Genomic DNA, 25288 nt, shown 5'->3' with positions numbered 1-25288 from the left:
TGTGCCTGTGCATGCGGGGCCGGTCCGGTCCGGTGACGCCGCCGCCCCGGCCGCCGAGCCCGTTCGCCCGGTCCGGGTCGCGGCGCAGCACCTAAGTACCCATGATCCACCCCTTACGCTCACGCGCCCCGACCCGGAGGACCTCGACGCGGGTCGCGCGGCCTCGCCGAGCACCCCGGAACGCACCGCTCGCCGCCCGCTCCCGCGAGGGACCCCGCACCTCGACCACCCCACCCGACGGGCGCGATCGACACAGCGCTCGTCGAGAAGCTCCAGGCGCAGCCGGCCGAGGCCATCCCCCTCCGCACCCTGGTCGGGCAGCTGTGACAGGAACTACTGCAGCGACCGTCCACGCAGCTGAGGGGCATGCTCGGCCGCGTCCACCCCGGGCCCGTCCCCCTCCAGGAGCTGCGCCAACTGCCGCGCCCACCCCACAAGTCCGTCCACATCGATCCCGTACGGCCGCTGACCCCACTTGCCCGAGCCGATCGCGCCCGCCCCCCTGCGCAGCAGCCGCGCCCCGCCCGTGAGGTTGCCGCGGGCCGAGTGGGTCAGCCCAACGGCGAGCTGCGCGAGGCCTTTCCACAGGTCACGCTCGTCCTCGGGCCCCGACTTCCAGGCATCCTCGAAGACCTCGTGAGCGTGAAAGGGCCGCCCGGCGTCAAGCAGGGCCTGCGCCTGAGCGACCGTCTCCTCGGGCGTCCGCGTGACCCCTTCGGGCTGCCGCTCCACCCCCTCGACCCCGTACGGCAACGGCCGCCCGAGCCCATCACGCGGCCGCGCGTTACGGGCCCGCCCTTCGGCATCACGGTCACGGCCACGGTCATCGGGGCGCGGTGCAGTGCTCATAAGCCGATTGTCCCTCGCCGCCCCCTCGGCAGGGGGCGCGGACCACTCCCGAACGTGCGGTAAAGTTCTGTCTGCGCGTTCACGCAGAACACGGCGGGACACGCGCATCGGGACGTGGCGCAGCTTGGTAGCGCACTTGACTGGGGGTCAAGGGGTCGCAGGTTCAAATCCTGTCGTCCCGACGGAAACGTCGCAGGTAGGGGCCATCTTCGGATGGCCCCTACTTCGTGGTTGGGAGCACAGGGAGCGGGAGTCTGGGAGCGACGTCAACCGGGGGTGGACGGCTGGTCACCCGATCCGGTCGCTCCCGGGGAGCATCTCCGCTGCCCGGTCGGATGTTCGAGGCAAGGGGGCGCGCTGATCGCACCCTTGTCCGAATACTCGGCATGGGGCCGTGCTCCCACTTGTCCCCTTGACGGCTTTCACCGACCCCATGACAGCGTGGACTCCATGTCTCGGTGCACACGTCATCGAGGGGTTGAACGCGGTAGCGAGATGCGGTGCAGCTCGGAGGGGGTGGCGCTTCGGGTTGAGTGCTCCTGCGCGTCCCCTTGTCGCGGCGTAGGTGGCTGGTGGTGCCTGTAGGACGCGGTACGGAGATGCTCGTGGTCGGGCGTGCCTCCGCCCCGAGGGACGAGCTCTGTGGTCGCGCGTGTGGCGATTGCGCCCTCGGTGCCCTGCGCATCTCCGCAGTGGGTGTGCTCGCGTTGACAGTCGTGACGCTGTTTCGCTCCCGGTGTGGGCTGAACATTTGGCGACAGCTTGAAGGGGCTGCCGTAGCGTAGTTTGCTGAAGTAGGCTATTCGCGGCTCATTTGGGATCGTGCCCTCCGGGGTGCGACCCCGAATCTGTGGCCGTGCTGGATTGGTGCTGGATTTTCTGACCTGTCGTCACCTGTCGTCATCCCTGGTTATCCGTACCGTGCTGGATCGGCGCTGGAAATAGCGGCTGTTCACTGAACAGCCGCGTCGGGGGATGTGCGGACGTCAGACCCTGGCCTCCTCCAGGACCGGCGCGGACCACTCGATAGGGTGACCTTGCCGAGGGCCGCCGCGGCCCCCTGCACCCAACCGGTACCCGGGACCTGGAGGCGTTCTTCGCCCTCTACGCCCGGCCCCACCTGCGCTACGCGCACTCGATGCTGGGCGACGGGCAGGCCGCCAAGGCCGTGGTCCGCCGCTGCTTCAGCCACCTCGCGCTGAACTGGCGCAACGTACTAAGGGAGGAGAGCCCCGAGGCGTACGCGTGGAAGCTCCTCAAGCTGCGCGTGGAGACCCACCTGCGGCTGTCCGGGCGACCCGCTCAAGCCCAGATGGTGCAGAGCGCCGCCTTCCAGCACACCGCACGCGCCACTCTGGAGGCCATGCGATGCAAGTTCGCCGCCATGGAATCCGCGCTCGGCCTCTACACCGCGATAGCCCAACTTCCCGAGCGCCAGTACGACGTCATCGTGCTCCACTACGTCCTGGGCTACCCCTCGCAACGCATCGCCCACATCATGGGCATCAGGGCTGACACGGTCCGATCCCACCGGCGGCTGGCGCGCCAGCGCATCGCCATCGAACTCGGCCTACCGACCGCTCCGGCCGAAGACGAGAAGGAGTGACTGTGCCCAGCCACATGGACTGCATGCTCGCCGAGGCCGAGATGGACGATCCTTTCACCGACGCCGACCTCGCCGACCTCAAGCAGGAGATCGTCCGAGACGTCACCCAGACCCTCATGTTCTGCGCCGTGCCCGGCCCGGCCGGGGGCATGCCCACCGTGCACGAGGAGGCCGCGGTCAGCCTGGACACCCTGTCCACCCTGTCCACCCAGGTCCTGCACCATCCCGACGCGGCCGGGCGCCTGTCCCGGCTCGCCAGCCGCGGGCCCGACAACGCCGACGGTGCTCTGCACTTCGCCTGCCTGCTCAGGCTGGCCGGATGCTACGAAGGCGCCCAGTTCTGGTGGCAATTCTCCGCAGGCGCCGGCAACGCAGTAGCCGCCCAGTGCCTGAACCTCTACCACCTCAGCCGCGGCGAAGTACGCGACGCCGGCTTCTGGGCAGAGCAGGCCCTCACCCTCGCCGACCCACCCACCCTGCGCGCCCCCCGTGCACGGCAGCCGGACACGGGCCCGCGTGAAACCCGCCTGCCCAAGCGGCTGCAGGACGCCGTGCGCCGCCTAAAGGTCGACACCGTGGAGGATTTCGGCATGGGACGCGTTCCCCGCCCCGATTCCCGACTCGAGGAACTCACCGACGTCCTGTAGCTACCGAAATGCCCCGGCTGGACGACGCAGGCCGGCCGGGGCCGCAACCGGACCTATCAGGCTTCTCGACGTCCTGGGCAGCCTGCGTGTACTCGACCGAATGAAGACCCGGGAAGATCCTCCGCCACTGTCGCCGCAACGGCGACGGTTGGCGACGACCCGGCACCCCGGCGGGCGGTCCCCGCAGATCAACAACAGCGCATCCCTGTACGGGCGGAGATCGGCAAGTGGGGCCCCTCAGGATGCTGCCGCCGTGAGACGGGAGCTCGCGCCGTTGTCCGCCGTCCGGAGGCCAGATACGTCGTGTGCCTCTTCGGCCGGCATCGTCGCACGGTACGGAGCGCCTCCTCGCAAGCGATCTCCCGCCAGCGTCGCCCGGTAGGTTGAGAGCGACATCTAGGGGCTACGGAGGTTCACGCATGCCTGAGCTGCTCAGTCGCGAAGAGGTTCCGGTGGAAGTCGACTTCTACGGGTTCGCCCTCCAGGATTTCGATGACGGGCAAGTTCCCGTGGGGTTTCCCGAAGGGTGGGAGCGTGGTCCCTTCCTGACGTCGCGTCCGGGCCGCCTCGATTTCACCAGCGGTGGCCACACGCACACCGCCACGCTGGTCATCGAAGTGTGGGACTCAGAGCCGTCGGAGCCGGCTGGCAACTGGGAGGAGACTGCCCTCGCGGCGATTGCTTGCAAGTCGGGAAAACTCGAAGCCCGAGGCGTTGCCAGCGGTCCGATGCCAGAACCGGTCACGTTGTCGGATGGCTCCGAAACGTGGCAGATCAGGGCGGTTTGCAGTGGACGCGGAGAGGTGGAAGCGGCGGCGCGCCTCGGAGTCCCGGAAGGGGTGGAGCGTTACGTCCTGCAGTTCTGGCCACACAGTTGACATACGGAAAGCCAGGGGTGGGGTAGCCTCGCTTCACCCCTGGCTTCATAGCCGCATCAGGACGTGATCTTCACCAGGAACCCGTCATCCGGACCGTCCAGGATCCTGTTCTTGTCGTAGTACTGTGCGGAAAGGTTTCCGGCTGCTCCGTTCGCCTTTTCATCCACGGGCTTTGCGCTGAAGTTCTTCGGGTGTGCCCGAGGGTCGTACTTGGACTTGGCTGCACCTTCGTACGTAGTGGCCATGGGGAATTCGTCGCACTCTTTCCTGCCGCCCTCGGTGTAATCCGCCCCGTAATACTTCTTGCAGTTGTAGATTGCCCTGTTGCGATTCTCTTTCCTGCGAGCTGCGTCCTTGTACAGACGTGTCAGCGGCGCATTTGCGCTATTTCCGGGGAGCTTCTTACCGCTGTAGGGCGGCTTGGTCGCGCCGGGGTTGGTGTAGGCCAGCTTGATGTGCTTGGCCACATCCCACTCCGGAGCACTCGGCTTTGTGCTCAATTTCAGCGCTGTCACCACGCTGAACACCGCTGCTCCCTTTGCTCTGTTCGGCAGGTACGTGGCCTTGTCCCAGCGGGGCGGCAGCATGAAGATGTCGCTGTCGCTGGGCAGGCCGATGGTCCAGCCTGGCGGGGGCGACAACTTGATGTTGGGCTGGTAGGCGGCGAATACGGTGTCCGTGGACCCGCTGGATCCCTGGTCGGCGGCCGCATAAACCGTGTGCTTGAAGCTGCCCTGAGCAACGAGCTGTGACCACGTCTTCTTCAGGGGCAAGGCAGTTCCGCCGAGCTTGTACTTCGCGGTGCTCGGCCAGCTCTGTGCGATCTTCACCCGCGTCGTGATGCCCAGGCCAGCCGCATTCTGCCGCCCCGTAGCATTGAAGCCGACGAAGTGGTAGGTGACGGTCATGGTGCGACTGTTCTTCGCAATGGTCCCGATGGCCAGTACCGTGAAATGGCTCATCCCCAGTGGTTCCCGGTTAGTGAACCACGTGTTAGTGAACTCGCGTCCTGAGCACACGGCAAAGCGGCTCTTGATGAAGAACTCCTTGCTCCCCAGACCTTCGAGACACTCAACCTTAGACATGGTGTGAGAGGGCTCAGGCAGCGATACCTGTGGCGCGGATGCAGGGTCCTGCTCTGCAGGGGGCACCGCCGATTCCTCAGGCGACCGGGCTGCGCCAGAGCGCGCGGGCCCGACCGTTTCGTGCGGCACCGTGGGCTGCTGCGCCTCGGCAGCCGCGGCCTTCTTGAGGTACCTGTCCCAGGCTCCGGGTTTCCTCAGCTCAGCGAGATCCGGAGTCTTGGCCCCGATGGGCCCGCTGGTAGTGATGATCTCCGAGGCGGCCTCATCTGCCTGGGCGCTACCGAGCGGTACGACCAATGCAGCCAGTACCGCCGGAAGCAGCACCATGGAAACGCGTAGACGCGATATTCGAGTTCTCTGCACTTTCCCCCCTCAATGCTCCGCCGCACCCTCCTCGTGGGGCACGGGAGCACCACGTTTAACAGGCGACTCAACTGCCGAGGCGTAAGACGTACAGATTGGCGTGATCCAAATCGGAAAATGGCGAAGAACGCCGGCCGCGGTGCGACCCGGAACAAGTGCCGATCTATGAGCCTGGCGTTCGGGATTTCCCGCACGCGGGCTGCCTGTTCGCTGTTGCCCGCTCTCGCCCAGCGGCAGCCAGGACGGCGGCCGACGTGGAGCTCGCGCGTACCGAGTCCGGCCCTTCGGAAGGCATGGCGCTGATGCGCGGTAGGCGGCTTGTCAGGCGCCTTCGGTGCGGTACTCGGCAGGGATGAAGTAGACGTCGGTGACACAGGAGTCCGGGCCCGGCCCGTAGGCGATGAGCGCCAGACCTGCGCCTGCCGAAAACTCTATCCGTGCAGTTCAAGCGGCATGTTGGTATTCGTGGAGGGCTCCGCCGAGGCGGTCTCTCCGGCGTTCTTTCAGTTGGGTGATCTGTGCGTGGGAGAGCGCGTAGGGGGGGCTGTCTGGTCCGTCGCTTGGTGGGGCCGGTCGGTGTTGTCGTGCAGTCCGAATCGGTGGAGCGCGTGGCGTAGATGGCGCTCGTTCCAGACGAGGGTGCGGTCCAGGAGTTCGTGGCGGCAGGTCTGGACCCAGCGTTCCATGATGGCGTTCATGCGGGGTATCCGGTGAAGACGGCGACCCTTTATACCGAGGGTGGCGAGTTCCCCGTGCACCCGGCGGTAGCCCTACGACGGGTTCTCCCGGACCAGTCGGAGGATCAGCGCGCGGATCGAGCGGACCGTGGGTGGCCGGCCTGGTCTCTTCGGCCTGCAGGTGCGGGCATGGCGCCGCTAGATCAAGTCGCGCTGCCAGCGCAGCCAGGCCGAGCGTCTGTCAACTGCCGCCCTGGGCACCCGAACTCAATCCAGTCGAAATCCATAGCGGCTGCTGCTCACCGTTCCCGTCGGATCAGTGAGTCGTAGGCGCCGAACTGGGGGATGGGCTCCCAGTTGCCGGTCACGTCGATGTTTCGACGGCTCTCGCTGGAGACTTCGTCTCCGACTTCGACCACCTGGACAGCGATGCCGTCCGGTGTGAAGTCGTATGACTCCATGCGCCAGGCGTCCGCGTAGCCGCCCTGCTCCTGGGATTCCCCGTAGTCGTAGGCCCTGACCGTCTTCAGGAAGAGGGCGCCGTTCATCACCGTGAAGCTGTAGCGCAATTCATCGCGTCCGAGCTTGTCCATAAAGATGACGGCCGTGAATGCGGTCTCCAGGAGGACCTCGACGCGCAGTTCAGGCGATGGGTTGCCGTCGGCGAACAGGACGGCGGTGTACAGGTCACCTGAGGTATGGCGTGCGTGTGCCTGCTCCGGTGTCAGCGGGTCCATAGGTTCCTCGGTGAGGTTGTTCCACTCCTCGCAGTAGGTCCAGTTGCTGGTCACTTGGCTGAGCCCTTCGGGAAGCCTCTCGCCGTGCATGCCGTGCCGGGGGCGCACCGGACTACCAGGGCAACGGTTCGGGCCGTCGATACCACCACCAGCCCAGCTGCGCACTCCGCGGTTCCGGTCCCAGGAGCAGCTCGGCCAGCAGGCCCTGTCCGTCTTCCATGGTGAGCCCGACATAGGCGCTGTCCAACTGCTGAAGGCTGCGTTGGAGCACCGCCGCCGCGGCCGGAGGGAGCTGTCCGGGGGCAGCATCGAGGGCGCTCCGCGCGTCGAGGCGCTCTCGGTACAGGTCCGGAGGGCACCAGCCGGAGCCGGCCCATCCAGAGGCCAGGTGGCCTACGAGTTTCTCCCATGCCCTGAGGCGATCCGAAATGATGTGCACCGGCTCACCTGGAGCGGGGGGCTGTGCGGGGACCCTGGTCGTCGAAGCTGTCTGAGACCGGGGTTGGGATCTTCAACTCCCTGACTACTTCCGGGATTCTCATGACTCGTGCGTCGGGGAACTGCCGGACCGGGGATTCGATGGCGTCCACGCGATAGACGGGCGCCTCGTCGTCGGATTCATAGAGGCGAACCCGCGTGAAGTGCCGTTCGGGAGTGGCTGCCCAGTAGGCGCTGGGCAGATTCTCCTCGGCAGGGAAGAGAACCACTGCCCCGGTAGCGGCGGCGACTTGCTGTGCCAGCACCGACTCCGACGGAGGGCCGGTGACGAACTTCTGGGCGTAGATCTCCAAAGACCACGCCAGATTCCCGCGAAGCGTGCTGTATTCGCACGACACGGCAGCTTCCCAGTTCCGCAGGTCGGGATCGCCGAGGGCGTCGGCAACATCCACATCCGGAACATCGACGTGGAAGGCCGACGCCAGCACGGCTGCGAGCTTGGCCAATAGGCCGCTTCACCGCCGCTTGGGACAAGCCATCGACTGACGATGATTGGCACGCTGGCTGTGGAACTGGCGCGGGCCGAGGCGTCTATCGCCGACCAAGATCCCCTGCTACTACTGCCCGCCGAGGGGTTCCTGCATGACGAGTGTGGCCGCGTCCCCGTTTTCCGCGGCGGAGACCAAGGACGCCGTGACTTCTGGGGTGTGCACCTGCGCGACCTAGCTCAGGACGACCCGACGGTGCTTGTCAGGCGCGGCACGGCTGCGTAGGTACTGTCTGGGGTTGTTCGCCGGTCCGTGTTCGCCCTGGTTCACCGAGGTGATTTGGCTGATTCGGGGGAGGCCTTGAGGTGTTGGGTGAGCTGCTGGAGGACAGTCCAGGAGGTCGGGTCGGTGCCGTCGCCCAGGGTGTAGTGGAGCGCGGGCCGTGCGGTGGGGCCGAGGCGGCTGGGGCGGAGGCCCTCGGGCGGGCGCTGGGCTCGGGCGAGGCCGATCTCGTTCACGGCCTCCGCGCCCAGGGTGAAGGAGAGGGGGATGGGCGGGGCTTCGAAGCGGGGCGGGACGGTGAGGTCCCGGCGGGCGGTGCGGAGTGTGGCGAGCATGGATGTCAGGCCGTGCGTAGTGGCCAGGGTCTCGGCCAGCGGGGCGATGACGTCCACGGGCGGGTTCTCGTCGGTGGCGTAGCCCAGCGCCAAGGTGATGTGTTCCTCGATACCTGCCGATGTGTGCGTGACGCGGGTGGTGGCGAGAGCCGGGCGGTCGGGGGTGCCGACGGTGGTCAGCCATGTGGGGGCGTTCTTCTGGGCGCGGGCGCGGGCCAGTTCGGTCAGCTGGCGGGGGGACCAGGGCAGGGCGATGGGTTCGGCTGTGGACCAGCCCGCTGGTGAGGTGCCGGTGAGGGTTTTCCAGGCCGCTTCCAGGGCGCCGCCGAGCTGGAGATGTTCGTCGGCGGGGTGAGTGGTCTGGAAGGAGAGAAGTAGTTGGCGTTCGCCTGAAGGGGCGGAGGCGGCGGGGGCGGGTTTGAAGGCTTCCGCGAGCCGAGGGCTTCCCTCCTTGGACCTCACGGGCGTGAAGTGGCCTTCCTGCCAGTGGAGTTCGGTGCCTGACAGGCCGTCGTAGTAGCCGCAGGACGGGTCCTGGACGACCCACCGGTTGGGGTGGCCCTGCAGGGCGGTGCGGGTGGGGAGGGTCAGGCGGGTGTGTGCCGGGGTGACGATCTGCAGGGCGCGGTCGTCTGCGGTCGACGCTCGCAGGGCGTCGGCGAGCCAGCTGGTCATCGCGACGACGGGGCGGTCCTGGATGACGACCGCGGCCTTGTCGGTGAGGACGTCGACGGCCGGTGACGCGGTGGCGGGGGCCGGGTTCGCGGTGACGTCGTCGGAGGTGAGCGGGACGACATCGGTGTGGGCGGCCTCTGAGGGCCAGACCGTGCCGCCGAGCACGGCGGCCAGGCGTCCGGCGAAGGAGCCGGCGAGCCGCTCGCCCTCTTCGACCGCGGTGGAGGCGCGGGCCTCGGTCCACCAGTAGGGCCCGTTGGGGGTGGTGACTTCGGCGCCGAGCAGGCGCTGCGCCTCGCCGGGGACCTGGATGAACTGGGGTGCCTCGACGGAGACCAGGGGGCGGCCGTTCGGAGCGCAGAGCTGGACGACTGCCCCCTCGGCCAGGGAGTTGACGCCCAGGTCGGGGCCGCCGGCGAAAAGCCCGGCGAGCAGAGTGTTGATGTCGGGCATCTTGGGGGTGAGGGCGATGACGTCCTTGGTCACGGGTGTTGTGTCTCTTCCGGTGCTGCGGCGTCTTCGCTGTTGTGAGCGAGGGCGGTCTGGATGAGCTGGTGGCGGCGGCCCCGGCGGACCAGGGTGCCGCGGCCGGGGGGCTGGGTGGAGGCGTAGAGGCCGGGGAAGAGCTGGCCCTCGGTGCGGTCGCCGGTCATGAGCAGGGCGGTGGCGCCGGTTTCGCGCAGGGTGGTGAGGAAGGGTTCGTACAGGGCGCGCGATGATCCGGCGACGCGGCGGGTGACGATGAAGTGCAGGCCGATGTCCTGGGCGGAGGAGATGTAGGGAAGGAAGGGCGCCAGGGGTTGTTGGCCGGCGGTGGTGAGGATGTCGTAGTCGTCGACGAGGATGACGATCCGGGGCCCGGTGAACGAGGGTCCCTCGGTGATCGTGTCCGGGTCGGCGGTCTCCGGCAGGCGCTTTTCCAGTTCGCCCGCGATACCAGTGGCCAGTGCGGCGGCGAGTTTGGCGTTGTGGGCGTAGCCGCCGCGGTAGGGCTCGGGGACGACGCCGCGCAGTCCGCGGCGCGGGTCGAAGACGCCGAAGACCAGTTCCTTGTCGCTGTGCCGGTCGATGAGCTGCCCGGTGATGAGTTTGAGGAGGTTGGTCTTGCCGCACTCGTTGTCGCCGAGGATCAGCAGGTGCTGGTCCTGGCCGGTCAGGTCCAGGAACGCCGGGGCGAGGGCGTCCTGGTCGACGCCGAGCGGGATGCGCGAGGGTTCGGCGGTGACCGAGGGCAGCTTGGCGGCGGGCAGAGCGGTGGGCAGGACTCGTACGGGGGCGGCGAGTTCGCCGTGCCAGCTGGCCCGCAACGTACGCCCGGCGCGTTCCAGGGCGGGGCCGAGATCGGCGGTGGTCGGCTGGCCGTCGATGCGGGGCAGGGCGGTGTGGGCGAAGAGCTTGGCGTCGGTCAGGATGCGGCCCGGGGCGTCCGCGCTCAGCGTCTCGGACAGTTTGCGGTCGACGCTGGAGTCGGAGGGGTCGTTCAGGCGCAGTTCGATGCGGGTGCCGAACATCGACTGGGTGGCGATGCGGACGTCGTTCCAGCGCAGCATGCCCGCCACGATGTGGATGCCGTAACCGGAGCCGCGCTTGAGGAGGTCGGCGACGGTGTCGTCGAGCTCGGCGAACTCGTCGCGCAGGGCGCCGAATCCGTCGATGAGCAGCACGATGTCGGTCGAGCCCAGTTCGGGCAGCTTGCCTTGGGCGCGCAGGTGGCGTAGCTGGTCGACGGAGTCGATGCCGTGTTCGCGGAAGAGGTCCTCGCGCAGGGCGAGCTGGGCGCGGACCTCGGCGACGGTGCGGGCGGCGCGTTCGTGGTCGGCGCGGCCAGCGATGCCGCCCACGTGCGGTAGCCCGGAGAGTGCGGTCAGGCCGCCGCCGACCAGGTCGAGGCCGTAGACGGCGACTTGGTGCGGGGTGTGGGTCAGGGCCAGGGACAGCGCGAGGGTGCGCAGCAGGGTGGTCTTGCCGGACTGCGGGCCGCCGATGACGGCGGCGTGTCCGCCGGCGACGGTCAGGTCCAGGATCCAGGGCTTTTGCCACTGCTTGGCCGGGTCGTCGAGGACGCCCAGCGGGATCTGCATGGCGCCGGTGGTGGTGGCCAGGTGCAGGCCGCGCTCGGAGGCCTGTACGGGGCCGGCGGCGGCATCGAGGGTGATCGCGTCGGGCAGTGGCGGCAGCCAGATGCGGCGGACCGGAGGGGCGGCGGTGCACAGCTGGTCGACCATGGTCGTCAGGACGGTCGGTCCGGTCTCCCGCTCCCGCATGGCGGGTTCTACGGGTGCTCCCGTGGTGGGGTCCTGGCCGGTGTTGAAGGTGGGGTAGGGCCAGGCGAGGGGTTCGGCGTCGGTCTGCTCGCGCAGGGTCGGGCCGCGGTAGGGGCCGGAGACGTAGCCGGCCTTGAAGCGTTCGTAGGTGGAGGTGTCGACCTTGAGGTAGCCGAAGCCTGGCAGCGGCGGCAGGTGGAAGGCGTCCACGGTGTCCAGGACGGTGCGTGACTCGTCGGCGGAGAAGGTGCGCAGACCGAGGCGGTAGGAGAGGTAGGTCTCCAGGCCCTTGAGCTTGCCGCCCTCGATGCGCTGGCTGGAGAGCAGCAGGTGCACGCCGATCGAGCGGCCGATGCGCCCGATGGACAGGAAGAGGTCGATGAAGTCGGGCTTGGCGGTGAGGAGTTCGCCGAATTCGTCGATGACGACGAACAGGTGCGGCAGCGCCTCCAGCTCGAGTTCGGGCTGCTTGGCGCGCAGGGCGGCGTAGTGGCCGATGTCGGCGACGTTGCCTGCGTCCTTGAGGACCTGCTGGCGGCGCTTGACCTCGCCGGCCAGGCTGGTGTGGACGCGCTCGACGAGCTCGGCCTGGTTCTCCAGGTTGGTGATGACGCCGGCGACGTGCGGCAGTTCGGTGAAGGGGGCGAAGGTCGCCCCGCCCTTGTAGTCGACCAGGACGAGCGCCAGGTCCTCGGGGGAGTGGGTGGCGGCCAGGGCAAGGACCAGAGTGCGCAGCAGTTCGCTCTTGCCGGAGCCGGTCGCGCCGACGCACAGGCCGTGCGGGCCCATGCCCAGTTCGGAGGACTCCTTCAGGTCAAGCAGGACGGGTTCGTGGCGGTCGTTGAGGCCGATGGGGACGCGCAGGAAGTCACGTTCGCCGCGTGGCGCCCACAGCTTGTCGAGGTCGAGGGATGCCGGGTCATCGATGCCAAGGAGGGTGGGGAAGTCGACGGGGCCGGAGATGGGGGTGCCCTCGGCCGCGGACTCGGCCGACAGGCGCAGCGGGGCGAGCATGCGGGCCAGGCCCTCAGCACCCGCCAGGCTCACCTCATCCGCGGTGCCCTGACCGGGCAGCGCGTCGGGTGCCCGCAGATCCTCGACCGTGACGTGCTCGCCGTCCACGATGATGCGAACGCTCACCTGGTCGGGTTCGTGGACCTGCTGTTCGAGCAGATGCAGCACGGTCACGCCCATGCCTGTCAGGTCGACGGCGGTGTCGGGCCGAGGGAGCTCGGTGGCCGTGCTGCCGTGGCAGTCGCTGACGACCAGGAGCCGGTCGTTCATGCGCAACGCGTTGCGGTCCGAGAGGCCGCGGCGTACTTCGGCGGCGTAGGAGGAGCGGCGCCGCAGATCCGGGGCGCACTGCCGGGCGAGCTGCTCGATGCTGGGCGCGATGCGCCGGGCGGCGGCGGGCCCGTCGTTTTGCTGCGGGTCCAGGACGTGCGGCAGCCACTTCGCCCACTCCCAGTCGTCCAAGCGTTCGCCGGGCACACCGAGGGCGATGGCGACGTCGTCGGGGGCGTGGGTCACGGCGGTCTGGATCAGCAGGGCACGGGCGGCGCGCAGTACGCCGTCCCGCTCGCCGATGATGCTGACGTTGCCCGCCCTGTCCAGCGGCGCGGTCAGCGGGAAGTCGCTCGCGGTGGTGAACCGGTGCTGCAGCGCCCGTGCTTCGTTCAGCATGAACGGGTCGGGCGGGGTCAGTACCCCGCTGCCCTGGTTCTGGCCGATCGCAAGACCCTGTACGGGTACGTCGCCGGTGCCGAGCCGCACCCGCAGGAAGTCCGCGTCGAGCCGGCGCCGCTCCCACAGCCGGGCCGGGTCGCGCACCAGGTCGTACAGCGCGGCGGGCGGCGGATTGAGGACCCGTGCCTGACGCCGCAGCTCCCGCTCGGTAGCGCCGAGTTCGTCGCGCTGCTCCTCGACGTATTCGAGATACCGCTCGCGCTGGGTACGCCGGGTGCGCTGGGCCTTGCCGCGCTGGGACAGGAACAGGGCCACCGCGCCCAGGAGGGCGAAGACGAGGACGATCGCGCCGATGGCGGCGAACTGGCTATTGCGGATGACGGTCATCATGACGACCGAGCCCATGACGCCGGCCATCGGAAGCAGCGCGGTCGCCGCGTTTCCCATCTTGCCCTCGGGCAGATTGGGCGGCGGTTCAATGGTGCGCTCGGGAGCGGCGGCCTGCGGCCGGGTGGAACGGGCCGGGCGGTGTATGAGGTGTTGGGTCATCGCACCCGCACCGCCCGCTGCATCGCCTCGGCGGCCAGTTGGACGGCGGCGTCGCGGGAGCTCTGGCTGAGCATGCCGGTGCGGATGGGGCCTCCTTGGGCCAGATGACGGTCGTAGGGGAGAGGCACCACGGCAGCTCCCGTCGCGCGCAGGTGCGCGGCGGCCGTCTTCAGGTCGAGTGTCATGTCGGGGGAGTTGGCGGACAGGGCCACGACGGTGGTGGCCAGGGCCGAGTGCGGCAGCTGGGCCAGCCAGTCGAGGACCATGCGGGTGCCGTTGACGCCTTCGGCGGTCATCGGGGCGACCACCACACGGGCGTGTGCGGTGTCCATCGCGGTACGCGCCACCTCGCCGGGCAGCGTCTCGCAGTCGACCACCAACATCGCGAAGTAGCGGCGCAGCGCGAGGGTGACGGTGCGATAGGTGCGTACATCGAGCGGTGCGCCCACACGGCCCTGGCTGGCGGGCAGCAGCCAGCCGCCGTCGGCTACCGGCACCAGGTAGCCGGTGACGTCGGTGAGCTGCATTTCGGGGCTGAGGATGCGGGCCAGGTCGGCGCAGGACCAGCGCACCGACTCCGCGCCGAGGCGTACCGGCAGGGTGCCGAGCGCGGCGTCGGCTTCCAGGGCCAGGACAGGGTCGTGGCGGTAGTGGTTGAAGGTGCGGGCGAGGAGGGCGGAGACGGTGGACTTGCCGACGCCGCCGCGTATGGACGTCACGGCGATGACCCGTCCTGTGGTCACCGGCTGCTGCACTTCGCGGGCGAGGCGGGTTTGCTCGGCGACTTCTTGGCCGGCCGAGGCGGTGAGCTTGCGCAGCGAGCGCCCCGTGCGCCGTACGGCGGAGTCACCGTGTTGCGGGCTGCCCAGGGCGCGGGCGAGGCGCGGGTCGACGGTGGGGACGGATTCGGGGGTGGGCATCGGGACGCGGGGGTCGCGAGGTGCTGGTCGGCCGGTTGCCGACGAACGGGGTGTTGGAGCAGTGGTCCGCCGCGCCCCCCTCTCCCGTGCCGGCTCCGGGGCGGACTGTGGGAGCTCGGCAGTGGGCTGCGCCGGAGCAGCCCCCAACTCCCGCAGCACGTCACGCTGCCAATCGCTTCCCCTCTGAGCCATGCCGCACCCCTACGCGAAGGTGTCGAGCAGTCGCCCGTACACACCGAACACCCCGATGACCAGCGGCAACAGGGCAATGACTCCTACGGACTCCAGCAGGTCACCGACGCGGCGGAGCCGCACCCGTACGTGATCGGCGGGCTGCACCGCAAGCACGACCAGAGGAATCAGCGCCAGCGCGACGAGCAGGGCCAACGGCTCCCCCGCGGCCGACCGCTCCAGCCACACCCCGACAAGGGCCACCACGACGACGGCCGAGGCGGCGAACAACCCCACCACCTCCGCGACGAGTGGGTAGGCGCGCGCCCGCAGCCCGAGGACCAGGGCGGTGACCACAGCCACGAGGACGGTCCACACCGAGGGGGCACGCAACACCATCAGCCCGGCCGCCGCAGCGGAGACGGCCAACACGAGGGTGGCCAGTGCCAGTCCACGATGCGTCGCGGTCAGTGCCGTACCCACCCGGTACCGGCTGACCGAGGCCCCACCGGTACGCCGGTCATCGAGCCCCGACAACCCGGAGGCCATCAAGGCAAGCCGCGGCAGCACACCGAGCACGACCACCGACACGACGGCGAGCAACGCCCCCATACGGGACTGCTCGACTCCGGTCCGGCCACCCTCCTGCAGCGCGAAAGCCGCCTCCCACAGAACAAGGCACCCCAGAGCGGCCGCGGCCCCGATAAGGGCACCGCGCCCCAACGGCGAGAACCACCCGAGAAGGAGCAGCGCGAGTACGACGTTGACGGCGACGCCAGCCACCAGCACCGGAGAGTCCCAGGCATGGGCATCGCCCAGCGTCCAGGCCCCGAGGATGCCCAATGCAGCAGCAGACACGATCAACGTGGTGGCAAGGCCGGGCTGCTTACGCCACCCCAGCAGAGCGCCGGCAAGTCCCAGCACCACGGCGACAGCAGCCAGCGCGTTGCCTGCCGCCGCTGACTCAAACTGACCGGCAGCGAACACCCCCGCGACAACCACCCAGAACACAGTGGCCAGCCCCGCCGTCACCCGCCGCGCAGCGGGCCGCCACCGCCAAGCCCGCACATCCAGATCATCGGCAGCTTCATCGGTGACGTCATGCACCACGGGCGCGGACGGCGCATCCTCGACGCGCACCAGCCGCAGCACGGCACCGTCGGCGACACCGGCGGACTCCAGGGTGCTGTCGTGCGCCAGCGCGGAACCGTCGGCGGTGACGAGGTGACGCAGCATGGGCCGGGCGGCAGCCTGATCGTCGAGCAGCCGCAGCACTTCCGGAAGCAGGAGCCCGATGGGCTCCTGGGAGGGAAGGACGAGGTCTACCCGCCGCTGCTCTCCCACCAGGGTGACCCGGCTCAAGGCCGTACGACTCGCACTTCCTGCATTACTCGTGCGGCTCAACGGCCCCGCAGATATCACGCGTTCGAACCTATCATCGAGAAGAAGGGCTTACGGAGGGTGAGGGGGAGGTAGTCGACGACGGGGACGAAGGCACGGAGGTGCTGTAGGGGCTCTTGCCGATGAGCCGGTTCGAAATGAACGACCACCCCACACACCCGGCACACAACACCGCGGCGATCACCACCCCGGCGAACACTCTCCCCAACCGCTCGTCCACGGACCGCCGCTGCCGCTGTTCCCCGAACAGCAGGGCGTCTCGGAGCCGTCGGCGCCGTACCGACACCGACTCCAGCAATTGGCTGTCGTAATCCTGGGCTGGCACCGCTATACGCTTCTCTTCCAACTCGTTTACCGCATGGCTTAGGGGTACGCAGTCCCCATTCCCTCACTGCTCACCGTGCTCAGGTATTGAACCCGCCTACCCACCTGCGCTGCAGAAGGGCTGTAGGCAGGTATTCAGACTCGACTTGGATCGGCATGTCGGCATCGAAGGCCATGCATGGAGCGATCATTCCGAAGTCCACGGCAGAGGATCCGGGCAGCGATGCCAGTACCAACGCCGTTCAGCAGTGTTGGCGACCTCATTTCCCAACGCATTGCGAAGGGATTCTCCTCCATCGTTGCTGGTTAGTGTGCGGTAGTGGGCGTCCAGTACGGAGAGTGAAGCGCTGATCGCTTTTTGTTCCCCCTCGGCTAGTGCCCTCAATCGCACCTCCAGTCGATCCCGGAGTTCCAAGTCCTCCTTGTACATCTCGGCTGAGTACCAGCCGGCAGGAGGCCACCCGGAGTGCATACGGTTGCCAAGTCGCTCCCAATTCACTAGCAGTCCGCGGATCTCCTCGTGCTCTCGGGCGGGCTTGGCTGGTACGGCGGCATCTGTCACCGGAGTGGGGACAGCAACGGCGCGTACGACTTCAGGGAAGTGCTGGATGGGGAGGGTGGGGAATCCGGTGATCGAAGATTCCGCTGCCTCAACAGCCAGGCGGGGCCTCTCTTCGTCGGACTCGATCACACGGGCCAGTGTGGAACCACCTTCGGGCATGGCAACCCTCTGGATCCAAGGAATCCCGATACCCGAGGCGAAGAAGACGGGAGCGTCGAGCCGCTGAGACATGAGTGTCGCCAACTCTGTCTCGGATGGCCGTTGCTTCACCTCCTCAGCTGCGTAGACGGTCAGTGACCAGGCCAAGTCCCCTTCGAGTCGCTCATATTCGCAAGTGACCAAGGCATCCCAGTTCCGTGATTCCAACTCGGAGATGTCTGAAACATCCGTCTCGGAGAGTTGGACATCGAATGCCTCGATAAGGAGTCCGGACATGACTTCGGGAGCTTTACTGCTAGTGGTCATGAAGACGTATGTCATCCGTAGTACTTCCTGTACAGTCTGATCGCCTTTTCCACGGATTGCGGATTTCCCCTAAACTTGGGATCCTTGCTGAACATTGTCTGAAGTCTACTCATGTCGCCTTCGGCTTTCATGATGTGCTTGAGTGCCAAGTATTCGACCCGATTCATTTCGACCAATCCGGGACCTCCCACCGGGAAGATTCGACCGTTGGGCTCAACCGCGTACCTTCTGCCATTGATAAGGTATCGCTGTGTCTCCGGTTCGAAGGCCGCCCGGCCCGCTGCGATCTCCGCAATGTCCTCACGAACCTTCTCCTTCGTCTCGGGAAGGATCAGTGTGTTGTCGGTGTCTACGGCGCCGCTTCGAACGCCACTGAGCTGATGCCGGTAATGCGGGTACAGCAGTGTCTTTCCTCTGGCCGGGCCGGCGATGTCGTCTTCAGACCTCCACTCCTCCACTGGCTTCGGTCGACGACTTTCGTCATGTCCTCCTCCGCTCTGTCCGGAGCCAGGAGCAGAGTTTCCACCCGGCCCGCCTGGAGACGGATCGACGGGCTGAGAAGGCGCATGATGATTATCACCGCCCGCAGGATTCCGGTGGGCGGAACCATGCCCACCCGCCTCTCTCTGGCTGCTCGGCCCCTCGCCTCCGCTGCCCGCCGAGCTTTGGGGCGAGCCGTGGTTGGCTTGCGGCGGCAGGTTCTGGCCGCCCGCGTGAGCACCGGCTTCCGGCGCCCGCGCGCCTGCGCCGACGAGCTGGTGGTCGTGTGGCATCTCGATGGAGGGTGCGCGTCTGTTGGCGGCCGGCTCGACTGGCGCTGGTGTGGTGTCGTGGACGCCATCTTTGAAGATGATGAACTCGCCGTTGGCCAAGTGCAGTTCAGTGTTGGCCGAGAGTCTTAGCACGGTGCTGGTGGATCCGGTGCCGGGCGCGTTGCCGAAGCCGGCGCGGGCGTGGGCGGTGGCTTCTGCGATTTTTGGTATGGCGCGGGTGGTGGCGCCGACGGTCCTGGCTGTCGCGCTGATGGGGTCGATGGCCTCGCCGACCCTGGCCAGGGTGCCGGCGGTTTTCGCGACGGTGCCGCCCTTGGCCATTCTCGAGACGGCGGCCAGTGGTCCCGAGGCGATGGTCAGGCCATTGAAGGCGACGGTGACACCGGCCTTGGCGGGGTGATCTTCCCAGTCGTCCCAGCCGACCAGGCCCTTGGCAAAGGCTTTGGTGTACGGGCGGCCCTCGGCAACCTGCTGCTTCCAGGGTGAGTCTTTCTGGTTGAGCGGGTCGAAGAGGTAGGACTCCAGGCCGAGGACCGCCATGCCCAGTCCCTTGCGGGCCGCGTTGCCGTCCGCTCCGGGGCTGAAGAGGTCGATGAAGCCGGTGACGGTGCCGACGACGTTTTCCTTGAAGCTGACGCCGGCCTCTTCCACGTGGTGGGAGATGTCGAACTTGTCGTAGGTGAGGGCCTCCGGGGTGCCCCAGGGCAACTTGTCAGCGTGCTTGAGAGCTTCGGCGGTGTAGCCGTAGATCTGCGCACCGAGTGGGACCAAGGTGCCCTCGTAGCCCTGCTGGACGTACTGGGCACCGTCCACCAGTGCCGTGATCTTGTTGTTGGCGGTGATCTCAGCGGTGGTGAAGTCGGCCTGGGCTTGGTTGACTTCGGCCCACAGGGCATCGTGCTGGTCGATCTTGTCCTGGTCCTGGGTCCACTCGTCGTCGATCTCGCCGCTGTCGGTCTTCAGACTCGCCGCGAAGTCGGCCACGCGGGTCCGGAGACGGTCCAGGCGGGCGATGATGGGCCGGACCGCGCCGGCGTAGTCGTCCAGCGCCCCGGCGACCGTTTCGATCTTTGAGGCGAACACGTCCGCACGATCACGCACCGGAGCCGTAGAGGCGAACAGTCTCTCCGCCTCGGGTGCATGGTAGAAGGCCCCGAGTCCCTGGAACTTGCTGTGCGCCACACTGCCCGCCTGGCGCAGGGCGCCGGCGTGGTTCCGCAGTCCGGAGGCGTGCTGCTCCAACTGTTCCAGATCACCGGTGAAGTGGGGGATGTCCTTCGCGCTGATCACAGAGAGCCTCGCGTAAGGGGTATGGGACGCTCCAGGATCGGGTCGACGACGCTGGCCGCGGACTGCTGTATCTCGGCCGCGATCTCCAGGTCGCCCGCCTCGTAGGCGGCGGTGGCTAGCGCCGCGCCGCTGACCGACTGCCCGGCCCGCGCGCCGATGAACTGCACTTCCTCGGCTGTGCCTTCGGCGAACTGGACGAGTGCAGAGGCGACCAGGCCCCCGACGGGACTCTGGCCTCCGCCGCCGGCTTCCCCTGATACAAGGGCTCCGGACCACTTCGCTGCGCCTTCCAGGTCCTCTCCGTACCCACCGACGTGTCGGTCCAGGGCGCCCAGTACGTCGTTCACGTGCGACAGGACGAGACTCACCCCGCCCGGCTCAATATCCCATTTCGGCATGCCAACCCCCTACTTCAGCCCCGTGTCCCCGTATCTGCGTCGGCTCGCAGCGGTCGGTCGTTCAGCCGATGTTGTCGACCGCTGCCCGCGCCCGCGCGAGCGTCGACTGTGCGGTGCCGTCGTTCTGTTCCAGCGTGGTGCGCACGAGGCGGATGATTTCCCGGACCTCGTTGGCTGCCTTGTTCCAGCGGACTTCCTTGCCGTGGTAGTCGTCCGACACGCCGTCGGCCTGGTAGTCGGCCATCGCGGCCTTCACCGCGCGGTCACGGTCGCCGAGCACCCGCTCCAGCTGGCCGATGATGATCTGCAGGCCGCCCTGCACGTCAGCCGAGGCGCCGGTGTCGTAGGAGCGACGGTCCTGGGTTCCAGCCATGGCGAAATTCCCCCTATGTGTGAAGTGTTGGGTGTGCGAGACGGCTGACTCGGCAGGATCAGGCCGAGAAGCGGGCGCCATCGAAGTTGGCCGCGCCCATGTTCTGGTGGGCGTTGTCGGACTGCTCCTGGTCGCCGGAGCCGAATGCGGTGTCCATGCCGGCCTGGCCGCCCAGGATGGAGGACAGTGCCCCGTTCAGGTCCGAAGTGATCTCGTCCGCCCGGAGCTTGAATGCGTCGAAGGTCGCCTTGCCTGCCCCGTTGAACTTGCCCTCCAGCGGTTCGGCCGCCTGGACCAGCAAGCTGATCAGCGTACCGAGATCATCGCTGGACCCCGCGGTGTTCTTCCCCAGCACCGCGAGAGTCGTGTCTCCCATGTCGAACTTCATGAGTCCTCCCCCGTAAATCGCCAACTATGATGTGCGCCGCTCGCCGTCTGTCAGTCACAGCAGCTGCACACATCACTCACGCCCCGTAGCGTATCGAACATCCTCTCCCATCGCGCGTTGCAGACGCAACGCCGTTTGGGCTGAAGTGGCGTGATCTGTCGCATGGCGTCAGCAGCGGCGTCCTGGCGTAAGTAGCCCAACTCCGTGCTCACCAGCAGCGTGTCAGTTCGGCCCCGAGAGGATCGGGCCCCGCTGGCAGGTGCTGAGGGGAGCTACGTGGCCGGGACCTTGCGTCGCGGTCAGGGCACGACGGGGCCTGATGCAGGGCGTAACCGGTGGTCGGCGCAGTCAGAAGCGCTGCTTGCGGATCAGTGCCTGTGCGCCTGGTCGTCGAGTCAAGGCGTTCTCGATGCGCATCGTGGACGGCCGAGGAGCGAGTGGTTCGAGTCGTTCGTCGGCCCGTTGACCGGCGGGTGCTGGTGCAGTGACGGGCCGGGGGCGGCGGCTCTGCGGTGGGCAGCGTCGCTGTCGCCGGTGCAGCGAGGGCGCTCGCGGGTGCAGACGTTTGCTGTCTGCTTGACGGCGGCGGGGTAGCCCGCCCGCCGCCGATGTGTTTCCCAACGCCACAGGATGACGTACGGCCGTGTGCTGGATCGGTGATTGTCCTGTGAGTCTGAAAGGCCAGCATCGCCGATTTGGACGGCGTTCGCCGCAACGTACCGGCGATCGGGCGCCGTCCGGAAGATCGTGACGGACGGCCTGCCGGGTGGCAGGCTGGCACCAGCACCGGTGCCGGGGGAGTGTGGCGGCGATCTGACGCAAGCTCTTTGGCGCCGTACTTCTGCGTACAGCGGCGTACGGGCGCCAACAGGCCTTCAGGACTCCGAACCAGCATCGTGCACCTGACTGGGGGTCAAGGGGTCGCAGGTTCAAATCCTGTCGTCCCGACGGAAACGTCGCAGGTAGGGGCCATCTTCGGATGGCCCCTACTTCGTGTTCGGGAGCAATTCCGGGTGCGGGGAGTGGCTCCCTGTGCTCCCTGGGAGCATCTCCGCTGCCCGGCTGCGGGCGGCCCGGGGGACCTGGGCCGCGGTGGGGGGGGATGGTGGGGTGGCCTGTGGTGCCGAAGAGCCGGATGCGGCGGCGGGTGACGTGCTCGATGACCGCGAGGGTGTGAGGATGTACTGACGCTGACCGGATCGCCGTACTTTGGCGACTACCACCCGCCCCGTCGCGCCACCAGGACACATCCGGCTGCGGCAACCCCTGCCAGAGTCAGCGTCCACCACGCGGCTCCCGGGGCGACCGTGAACAGCGCCCCGCACACCAGCGGCCCCGTCGCTGCGCCCAGCGAGACGCCCATCTGGCTGTAGGCCGTCGCCTGCTGTTCTTGCCCGGGGTAGGGCAGCCCGATCGCGTAGTGCAACAGCCCTGCCCAGCCCCAGCCGCCGCCGTACGCGAGCAGGGCGCCCACCGCGGTCAGTGCGAGGCCTGTTCCGGTGAGTAGGGCCGTCCCGCATGCCCCCGTCAGGAAAAGGGCCGTCAGAGTGGTTCCTGTCGCGCCTGGGTGACGCCCCACCAGCCAGCCCGCGCCCAGACGTACCGCGATGTTGAGGGCGGCGCCGCACGTGGCCACCGCTCCCGCCACGGCCAGCGAGGTGCCGTGGGTGGTGAGGGAGAGCAGCAGGAATCCGCCCAGGCCATTGCCCACCATCGCGCCGAAGAACCCGGCGCAGCTCAGGGCCAGGAGGTAGGTGTCACGATGCAGCACTGTGCCGCGCTGCCTGGCGATCTGACCGGCCTGGTCGCCGGAGGGCTCGCGCCGCCGCAGCAGAGGGGCGGTCGCCGCCGCGCACAGCACTGCCGTCGCCGCGAATACCGGTCGCCAGCCGGCCGGTTCGGCCAGCAGCGGCATGGCGAGGCTGGCGAGGAGAGTCGCCGCCGGTACCGCCGCCTGCTTGAGCCCGAACGCGAAGGCTCGGATGCGCGGCGGGCAGCGCCGCATGAGCAAGGCGTTGGTGTGCGGCTGCGTGCAGCCGTAGGCGAAACCGCCGAGCGTGGAGCTGACCCACAGTCCGGCGGCTGGTGCTGCCGCCGCGCAGCCCAGGCCCAGCGCGGTGGCGGTCAGTGCGAGGGCCAGGGCACGTTCGACGGCCGGGGGAACGGCAGAGTGCTTGGTGACGTACGCGCCCGCCATCGAAGCCAGCCAGTACGTCGCCAGTACCGCGCCCATGCGCGCCGAACTCCACCCGTACTCGGCGGAGATGAGGCCGTTGGCCGCGCCCGGCAGGAAGACCGGCAGTGACGTCAGCACGGTCACGGCCGCCACCGTCACTGCTGTGGACAGGCCGCCGGCCCCGGTCTTGGTGGCCGTGTCGGGATGCGAACGGGTAAGGGTCCTGGTCGTGTTCATCGCGCCCCCGCCAGCGCATGGGCCTCCGCCGGGCGCGCCGTGTCGAGGGCGAGTACCGCCCTCGCAATGGCGTCAGTGTCCCCCAGTGTTACCGAGTCCACGCCCGGCCTGATGCCGGCCGCCGTAGCCCAGTGCGCGCCTTCCGTGGGTACGCCCAACGCGAAGCGGCCGCGGTAGGGGCGACGGTGCGCGTCCAGTATGCGGGCGGGTCTGCGCGTCACCGCCAGGGCGCCTGTCTCGTGGTGGTCGCCGTCCGGGTCGGGGATGCGGTAGGTGATGGCCTCGCCCGAGTCGATCAGGTGACGCAGCAGCGGGTCGGAGGTGGTGCGCACGTCCGTCTCCTGAATCCGTGCCTCCACGAGCGTGGTGACGGCGATCGGGTCGCCGGGGACCACGGCCGAGGACACCTCCCAGCCGGTGGCGGTGGCGGTCACCTGCATCTGTGGGCCCAGTGGGGTGAGGACGCCTGCACGGATCAGGGCGGCCATCTGCGCTATTCGCCGTCCGGGCGGGCCGATGGACAGGGAGGCGTTCAACGGCGTGTACCAGCCGGTGAGTTCGTCTCGGTAGGAGGAGCCGGTGATACCCGCGTGGTCGACGACCTGGCGGATCTCGTTGCGCAGGTCGCGCAGTGCGTCCAGGGCCGCCTTGACGGGCTCGTCCACGTTCCCTTCGCGCGCCAGAGCCGCGTCGTGCTCGAGGTGGGAGGCCAGCCACGCGGTGAACTCGGCCCGTCCGCTCAGGGCGCTGGCCGGGTAGGGGCTGGTCAGCGCGTCCCAGTCCCAACGCTCGCTGTCCTTGATGCCGTGGGCGTCCAGCAGTCGGCTTGCGGCGGGCCCTTCGACGGGCGCTGTCCGGTAGACGCGAAGGAATGCCGCGGCCGTCTCCCGGGGCGTGCCGCGACGGCGCAGCAGCGCCTCGTAGTAGACGAGTTCGACCTCGCGGGAGATCAGCGGCCAGACGTCCGCTCGGAAGCGGACGGCCTGGCCGGCGGCGCGCTCGCGCAGGGTTCGCACGGCGCGGGGCGTCAGGAGCAGCGGCCGGTGGCGCTCTCCGGGGCCCTTCTGGTTCTCCCCGCGTGCCTGGTACGGCAGCCCGCGTCGGGACCCCGCGTACAGGCACGGCTCACGGCCCGAGGGGCGGTAGGCCAACGTGCCGTCGGGACGTGACTCGAAGCGGCCGCCCCGGCCCTCGGTGAACAGGGCCAGGTAGTCGAAGAAGGCCAGGCCGAGGCCGCGCAGGGCCACCGGATCGCCGGGGGCCACCGCGGACATGTCGGCGTCGGCCGGGTTGCCCGGCGGCACGTGCCGGGCCCCGGCGGCGACCGGGCCCCCGGCGCTCGGTCCGATTGCCTCTCTGCTCCCGGGCCCGTGCCCCCGGGCCGGGCTCCCCGGCACGTGCCCCTGGGCCAGGACCACCGCGTCCAGCGGCAGCCGCGTTCCGTCGCTGAGGCGCAGCACGTCGCGGCCGTCCCCGCCGGCACTCAGGGCGACGGCCGTGTCCTCATGCACGCAAACTCTCAGCCGGGCGGGCGCGGTGCGCACCACATGGTGGAAGGCCCAGTGCAGGTAGCAGCCGTACAGCGCGCGCGAGGGGTACGAGTTGGGGCCAAGGGCGCGCGCCCGGGCCAGGATCTCCTCGCCATGGCAGGCGGATCCGGCGGGGAGTGACGACGCCCACGCGTACAGATCGGGCCCTGGCACCACCGGGCCGGCGCAGCTCACTCCGGCGTCGGTGAACACCGTGACCTGCTCGGCGACCGTGTTCATCAGCAGGTGTGCCGACTGGTCGGTGCGCCAGACGCGGCCGGCCCCCGCCGGGGCCGGGTCGACGACGTGGACGGTGACGGGGCCGCCGTCCGGCTCCGTCGCCGCGTTGGCGCACAGGCGCTCCAGAGTGCTCAGTCCGCGCGGGCCCATGCCCACGATGCCGACCTCAAGTCCGTGTCGACCGTTCAAGGGAAGACCCCCCGTTCCCTGTGCCGCGCGCCGTGCCGCGCGGATGCCGTGCAACGTGATCACTTTCCCCGGCCGCCGTCCGGCGGCCGGGCGATGGCCGATCCTAGACGCCTTCTTTCAGCCCGCCCCGGCGATTGATGCCTTTCGCAGCCGATTAATGCGGCACGCTCATGAATGCGATTCATTCGGTCTGCGTATTAATGCGCCCCCGAAACTATTTCTTCCGTCCGGTTTTCCCGGGCTATGTTTCCGGTGCGGCGAACGAGCGGCGCATCTGAGGCCGGAAATGCCAG

19 protein-coding genes, 1 tRNA gene and 1 pseudogene are annotated in these 25288 nt (G+C 68.5%); 4 read left to right on the top strand and 17 right to left on the bottom strand.

Translation table 11 applies throughout. The features are described from left to right. Window positions 1-333 precede the first annotated feature (333 nt). Window positions 334-849, bottom strand: coding sequence for a DUF309 domain-containing protein (locus tag IE226_RS30340; protein WP_190084607.1), 516 nt, complete (start codon window positions 847-849; stop codon window positions 334-336). 108 nt (window positions 850-957) lie between these two features. Between IE226_RS30340 and IE226_RS30335 the strand changes: the two genes are divergently transcribed. The 4 genes from IE226_RS30335 (at window position 958) to IE226_RS30320 (ending at window position 3980) form a co-directional block, all read left to right on the top strand. After that, window positions 958-1031 (top strand) — tRNA-Pro (locus tag IE226_RS30335). Window positions 1032-1909: 878 nt separating this feature from the next. Next, a complete protein-coding gene (locus IE226_RS30330; RefSeq protein ID WP_190084692.1) occupies window positions 1910-2455 on the top strand; it encodes an RNA polymerase sigma factor in 546 nt (181 codons plus the stop codon). A 2-nt stretch (window positions 2456-2457) separates the two neighbouring features. Next, complete coding sequence (locus IE226_RS30325; protein ID WP_190084606.1) at window positions 2458-3102, top strand: hypothetical protein; 645 nt, start codon at window positions 2458-2460, stop codon at window positions 3100-3102. Window positions 3103-3521: 419 nt separating this feature from the next. After that, complete coding sequence (locus tag IE226_RS30320; protein ID WP_190084605.1) at window positions 3522-3980, top strand: hypothetical protein; 459 nt, start codon at window positions 3522-3524, stop codon at window positions 3978-3980. A gap of 56 nt (window positions 3981-4036) precedes the next feature. Here IE226_RS30320 and IE226_RS44275 read toward each other — a convergent pair whose 3' ends face one another. The 16 genes and pseudogenes from IE226_RS44275 to IE226_RS30245 all read right to left on the bottom strand — a co-directional run bounded on the left by IE226_RS44275 (window position 4037) and on the right by IE226_RS30245 (window position 24995). Then, window positions 4037-5392: a hypothetical protein gene (locus tag IE226_RS44275; protein WP_229871629.1), complete on the bottom strand. Its 1356-nt coding sequence runs from the start codon at window positions 5390-5392 to the stop codon at window positions 4037-4039. Between the two features lie 480 nt (window positions 5393-5872). After that, window positions 5873-6330: pseudogene (locus IE226_RS30310) on the bottom strand (integrase core domain-containing protein); the annotation flags it as partial. Window positions 6331-6404: 74 nt separating this feature from the next. Next, complete coding sequence (locus IE226_RS30305) at window positions 6405-6896, bottom strand: hypothetical protein (protein WP_190084604.1); 492 nt, start codon at window positions 6894-6896, stop codon at window positions 6405-6407. 389 nt (window positions 6897-7285) lie between these two features. Next, entirely contained in the window at window positions 7286-7786 is a 501-nt protein-coding gene (locus tag IE226_RS30300) for a hypothetical protein (protein WP_190084603.1), read from the bottom strand. A 308-nt stretch (window positions 7787-8094) separates the two neighbouring features. Beyond that, the gene (locus tag IE226_RS30295; protein WP_190084602.1) at window positions 8095-9546 is read right to left on the bottom strand and encodes a DUF6177 family protein; all 1452 of its coding nucleotides are present in this window, start codon (window positions 9544-9546) and stop codon (window positions 8095-8097) included. Next, window positions 9543-13559 (bottom strand): type VII secretion protein EccCa, encoded by a 4017-nt coding sequence (gene eccCa / locus IE226_RS30290; RefSeq protein WP_190084601.1) that lies wholly within the window; start codon window positions 13557-13559, stop codon window positions 9543-9545. Before eccCa ends, IE226_RS30295 begins: the two co-directional genes overlap by 4 nt. Continuing rightward, window positions 13556-14479: a CpaE/TadZ family protein gene (locus IE226_RS30285; RefSeq protein WP_229871628.1), complete on the bottom strand. Its 924-nt coding sequence runs from the start codon at window positions 14477-14479 to the stop codon at window positions 13556-13558. Before IE226_RS30285 ends, eccCa begins: the two co-directional genes overlap by 4 nt. 201 nt (window positions 14480-14680) lie before the next feature. After that, entirely contained in the window at window positions 14681-16012 is a 1332-nt protein-coding gene (gene eccD / locus IE226_RS30280; protein ID WP_229871627.1) for a type VII secretion integral membrane protein EccD, read from the bottom strand. Between the two features lie 73 nt (window positions 16013-16085). Continuing rightward, window positions 16086-16376 (bottom strand): hypothetical protein, encoded by a 291-nt coding sequence (locus tag IE226_RS44270; RefSeq protein WP_229871626.1) that lies wholly within the window; start codon window positions 16374-16376, stop codon window positions 16086-16088. 186 nt (window positions 16377-16562) lie between these two features. Beyond that, complete coding sequence (locus tag IE226_RS30275; RefSeq protein WP_190084599.1) at window positions 16563-17417, bottom strand: hypothetical protein; 855 nt, start codon at window positions 17415-17417, stop codon at window positions 16563-16565. Continuing rightward, window positions 17414-19465 carry an ICP22 family protein gene (locus IE226_RS30270; RefSeq protein WP_190084598.1) on the bottom strand — a complete coding sequence of 684 codons (2052 nt, stop codon included), beginning with the start codon at window positions 19463-19465 and terminating at the stop codon, window positions 17414-17416. The genes IE226_RS30275 and IE226_RS30270 overlap by 4 nt, the downstream gene beginning before the upstream one ends. Further along, on the bottom strand, window positions 19462-19863 hold the full coding sequence (locus IE226_RS30265) for a DUF6507 family protein (protein ID WP_229871625.1): 402 nt from the start codon (window positions 19861-19863) through the stop codon (window positions 19462-19464). Before IE226_RS30265 ends, IE226_RS30270 begins: the two co-directional genes overlap by 4 nt. A 61-nt stretch (window positions 19864-19924) precedes the next feature. Then, entirely contained in the window at window positions 19925-20236 is a 312-nt protein-coding gene (locus IE226_RS30260) for a pore-forming ESAT-6 family protein (protein ID WP_190084597.1), read from the bottom strand. Between the two features lie 58 nt (window positions 20237-20294). Further along, window positions 20295-20624, bottom strand: coding sequence for a hypothetical protein (locus tag IE226_RS30255; RefSeq protein ID WP_190084596.1), 330 nt, complete (start codon window positions 20622-20624; stop codon window positions 20295-20297). A 1216-nt stretch (window positions 20625-21840) separates the two neighbouring features. Next, entirely contained in the window at window positions 21841-23037 is a 1197-nt protein-coding gene (locus IE226_RS30250; RefSeq protein ID WP_190084595.1) for an MFS transporter, read from the bottom strand. Further along, entirely contained in the window at window positions 23034-24995 is a 1962-nt protein-coding gene (locus IE226_RS30245; RefSeq protein ID WP_229871624.1) for an FAD/NAD(P)-binding protein, read from the bottom strand. The genes IE226_RS30250 and IE226_RS30245 overlap by 4 nt, the downstream gene beginning before the upstream one ends. Between the last annotated feature and the right edge of the window lie 293 nt (window positions 24996-25288).

Source organism: Streptomyces longisporoflavus (assembly GCF_014649775.1).
Classification (GTDB): domain Bacteria; phylum Actinomycetota; class Actinomycetes; order Streptomycetales; family Streptomycetaceae; genus Streptomyces; species Streptomyces longisporoflavus.
The sequence above is the reverse complement of the archived record's forward strand: the minus strand, read 5'-3'. Positions and strand labels throughout refer to the sequence as shown.

What these genes read in the sequence shown, in the direction of transcription:
- IE226_RS30265 (WP_229871625.1), bottom strand. Translation starts at nt 19,863, where the DNA reads ATGCCGAAATGGGATATTGAGCCGGGCGGGGTGAGTCTCGTCCTGTCG.
- IE226_RS30285 (WP_229871628.1), bottom strand. Translation starts at nt 14,479, where the DNA reads ATGCCCACCCCCGAATCCGTCCCCACCGTCGACCCGCGCCTCGCCCGC.
- IE226_RS30275 (WP_190084599.1), bottom strand. Translation starts at nt 17,417, where the DNA reads ATGACATACGTCTTCATGACCACTAGCAGTAAAGCTCCCGAAGTCATG.
- IE226_RS30260 (WP_190084597.1), bottom strand. Translation starts at nt 20,236, where the DNA reads ATGGCTGGAACCCAGGACCGTCGCTCCTACGACACCGGCGCCTCGGCT.
- IE226_RS30255 (WP_190084596.1), bottom strand. Translation starts at nt 20,624, where the DNA reads ATGAAGTTCGACATGGGAGACACGACTCTCGCGGTGCTGGGGAAGAAC.
- IE226_RS30320 (WP_190084605.1), top strand. Translation starts at nt 3,522, where the DNA reads ATGCCTGAGCTGCTCAGTCGCGAAGAGGTTCCGGTGGAAGTCGACTTC.
- IE226_RS30340 (WP_190084607.1), bottom strand. Translation starts at nt 849, where the DNA reads ATGAGCACTGCACCGCGCCCCGATGACCGTGGCCGTGACCGTGATGCC.
- IE226_RS44275 (WP_229871629.1), bottom strand. Translation starts at nt 5,392, where the DNA reads ATGGTGCTGCTTCCGGCGGTACTGGCTGCATTGGTCGTACCGCTCGGT.
- IE226_RS30250 (WP_190084595.1), bottom strand. Translation starts at nt 23,037, where the DNA reads ATGAACACGACCAGGACCCTTACCCGTTCGCATCCCGACACGGCCACC.
- eccCa (WP_190084601.1), bottom strand. Translation starts at nt 13,559, where the DNA reads ATGACCCAACACCTCATACACCGCCCGGCCCGTTCCACCCGGCCGCAG.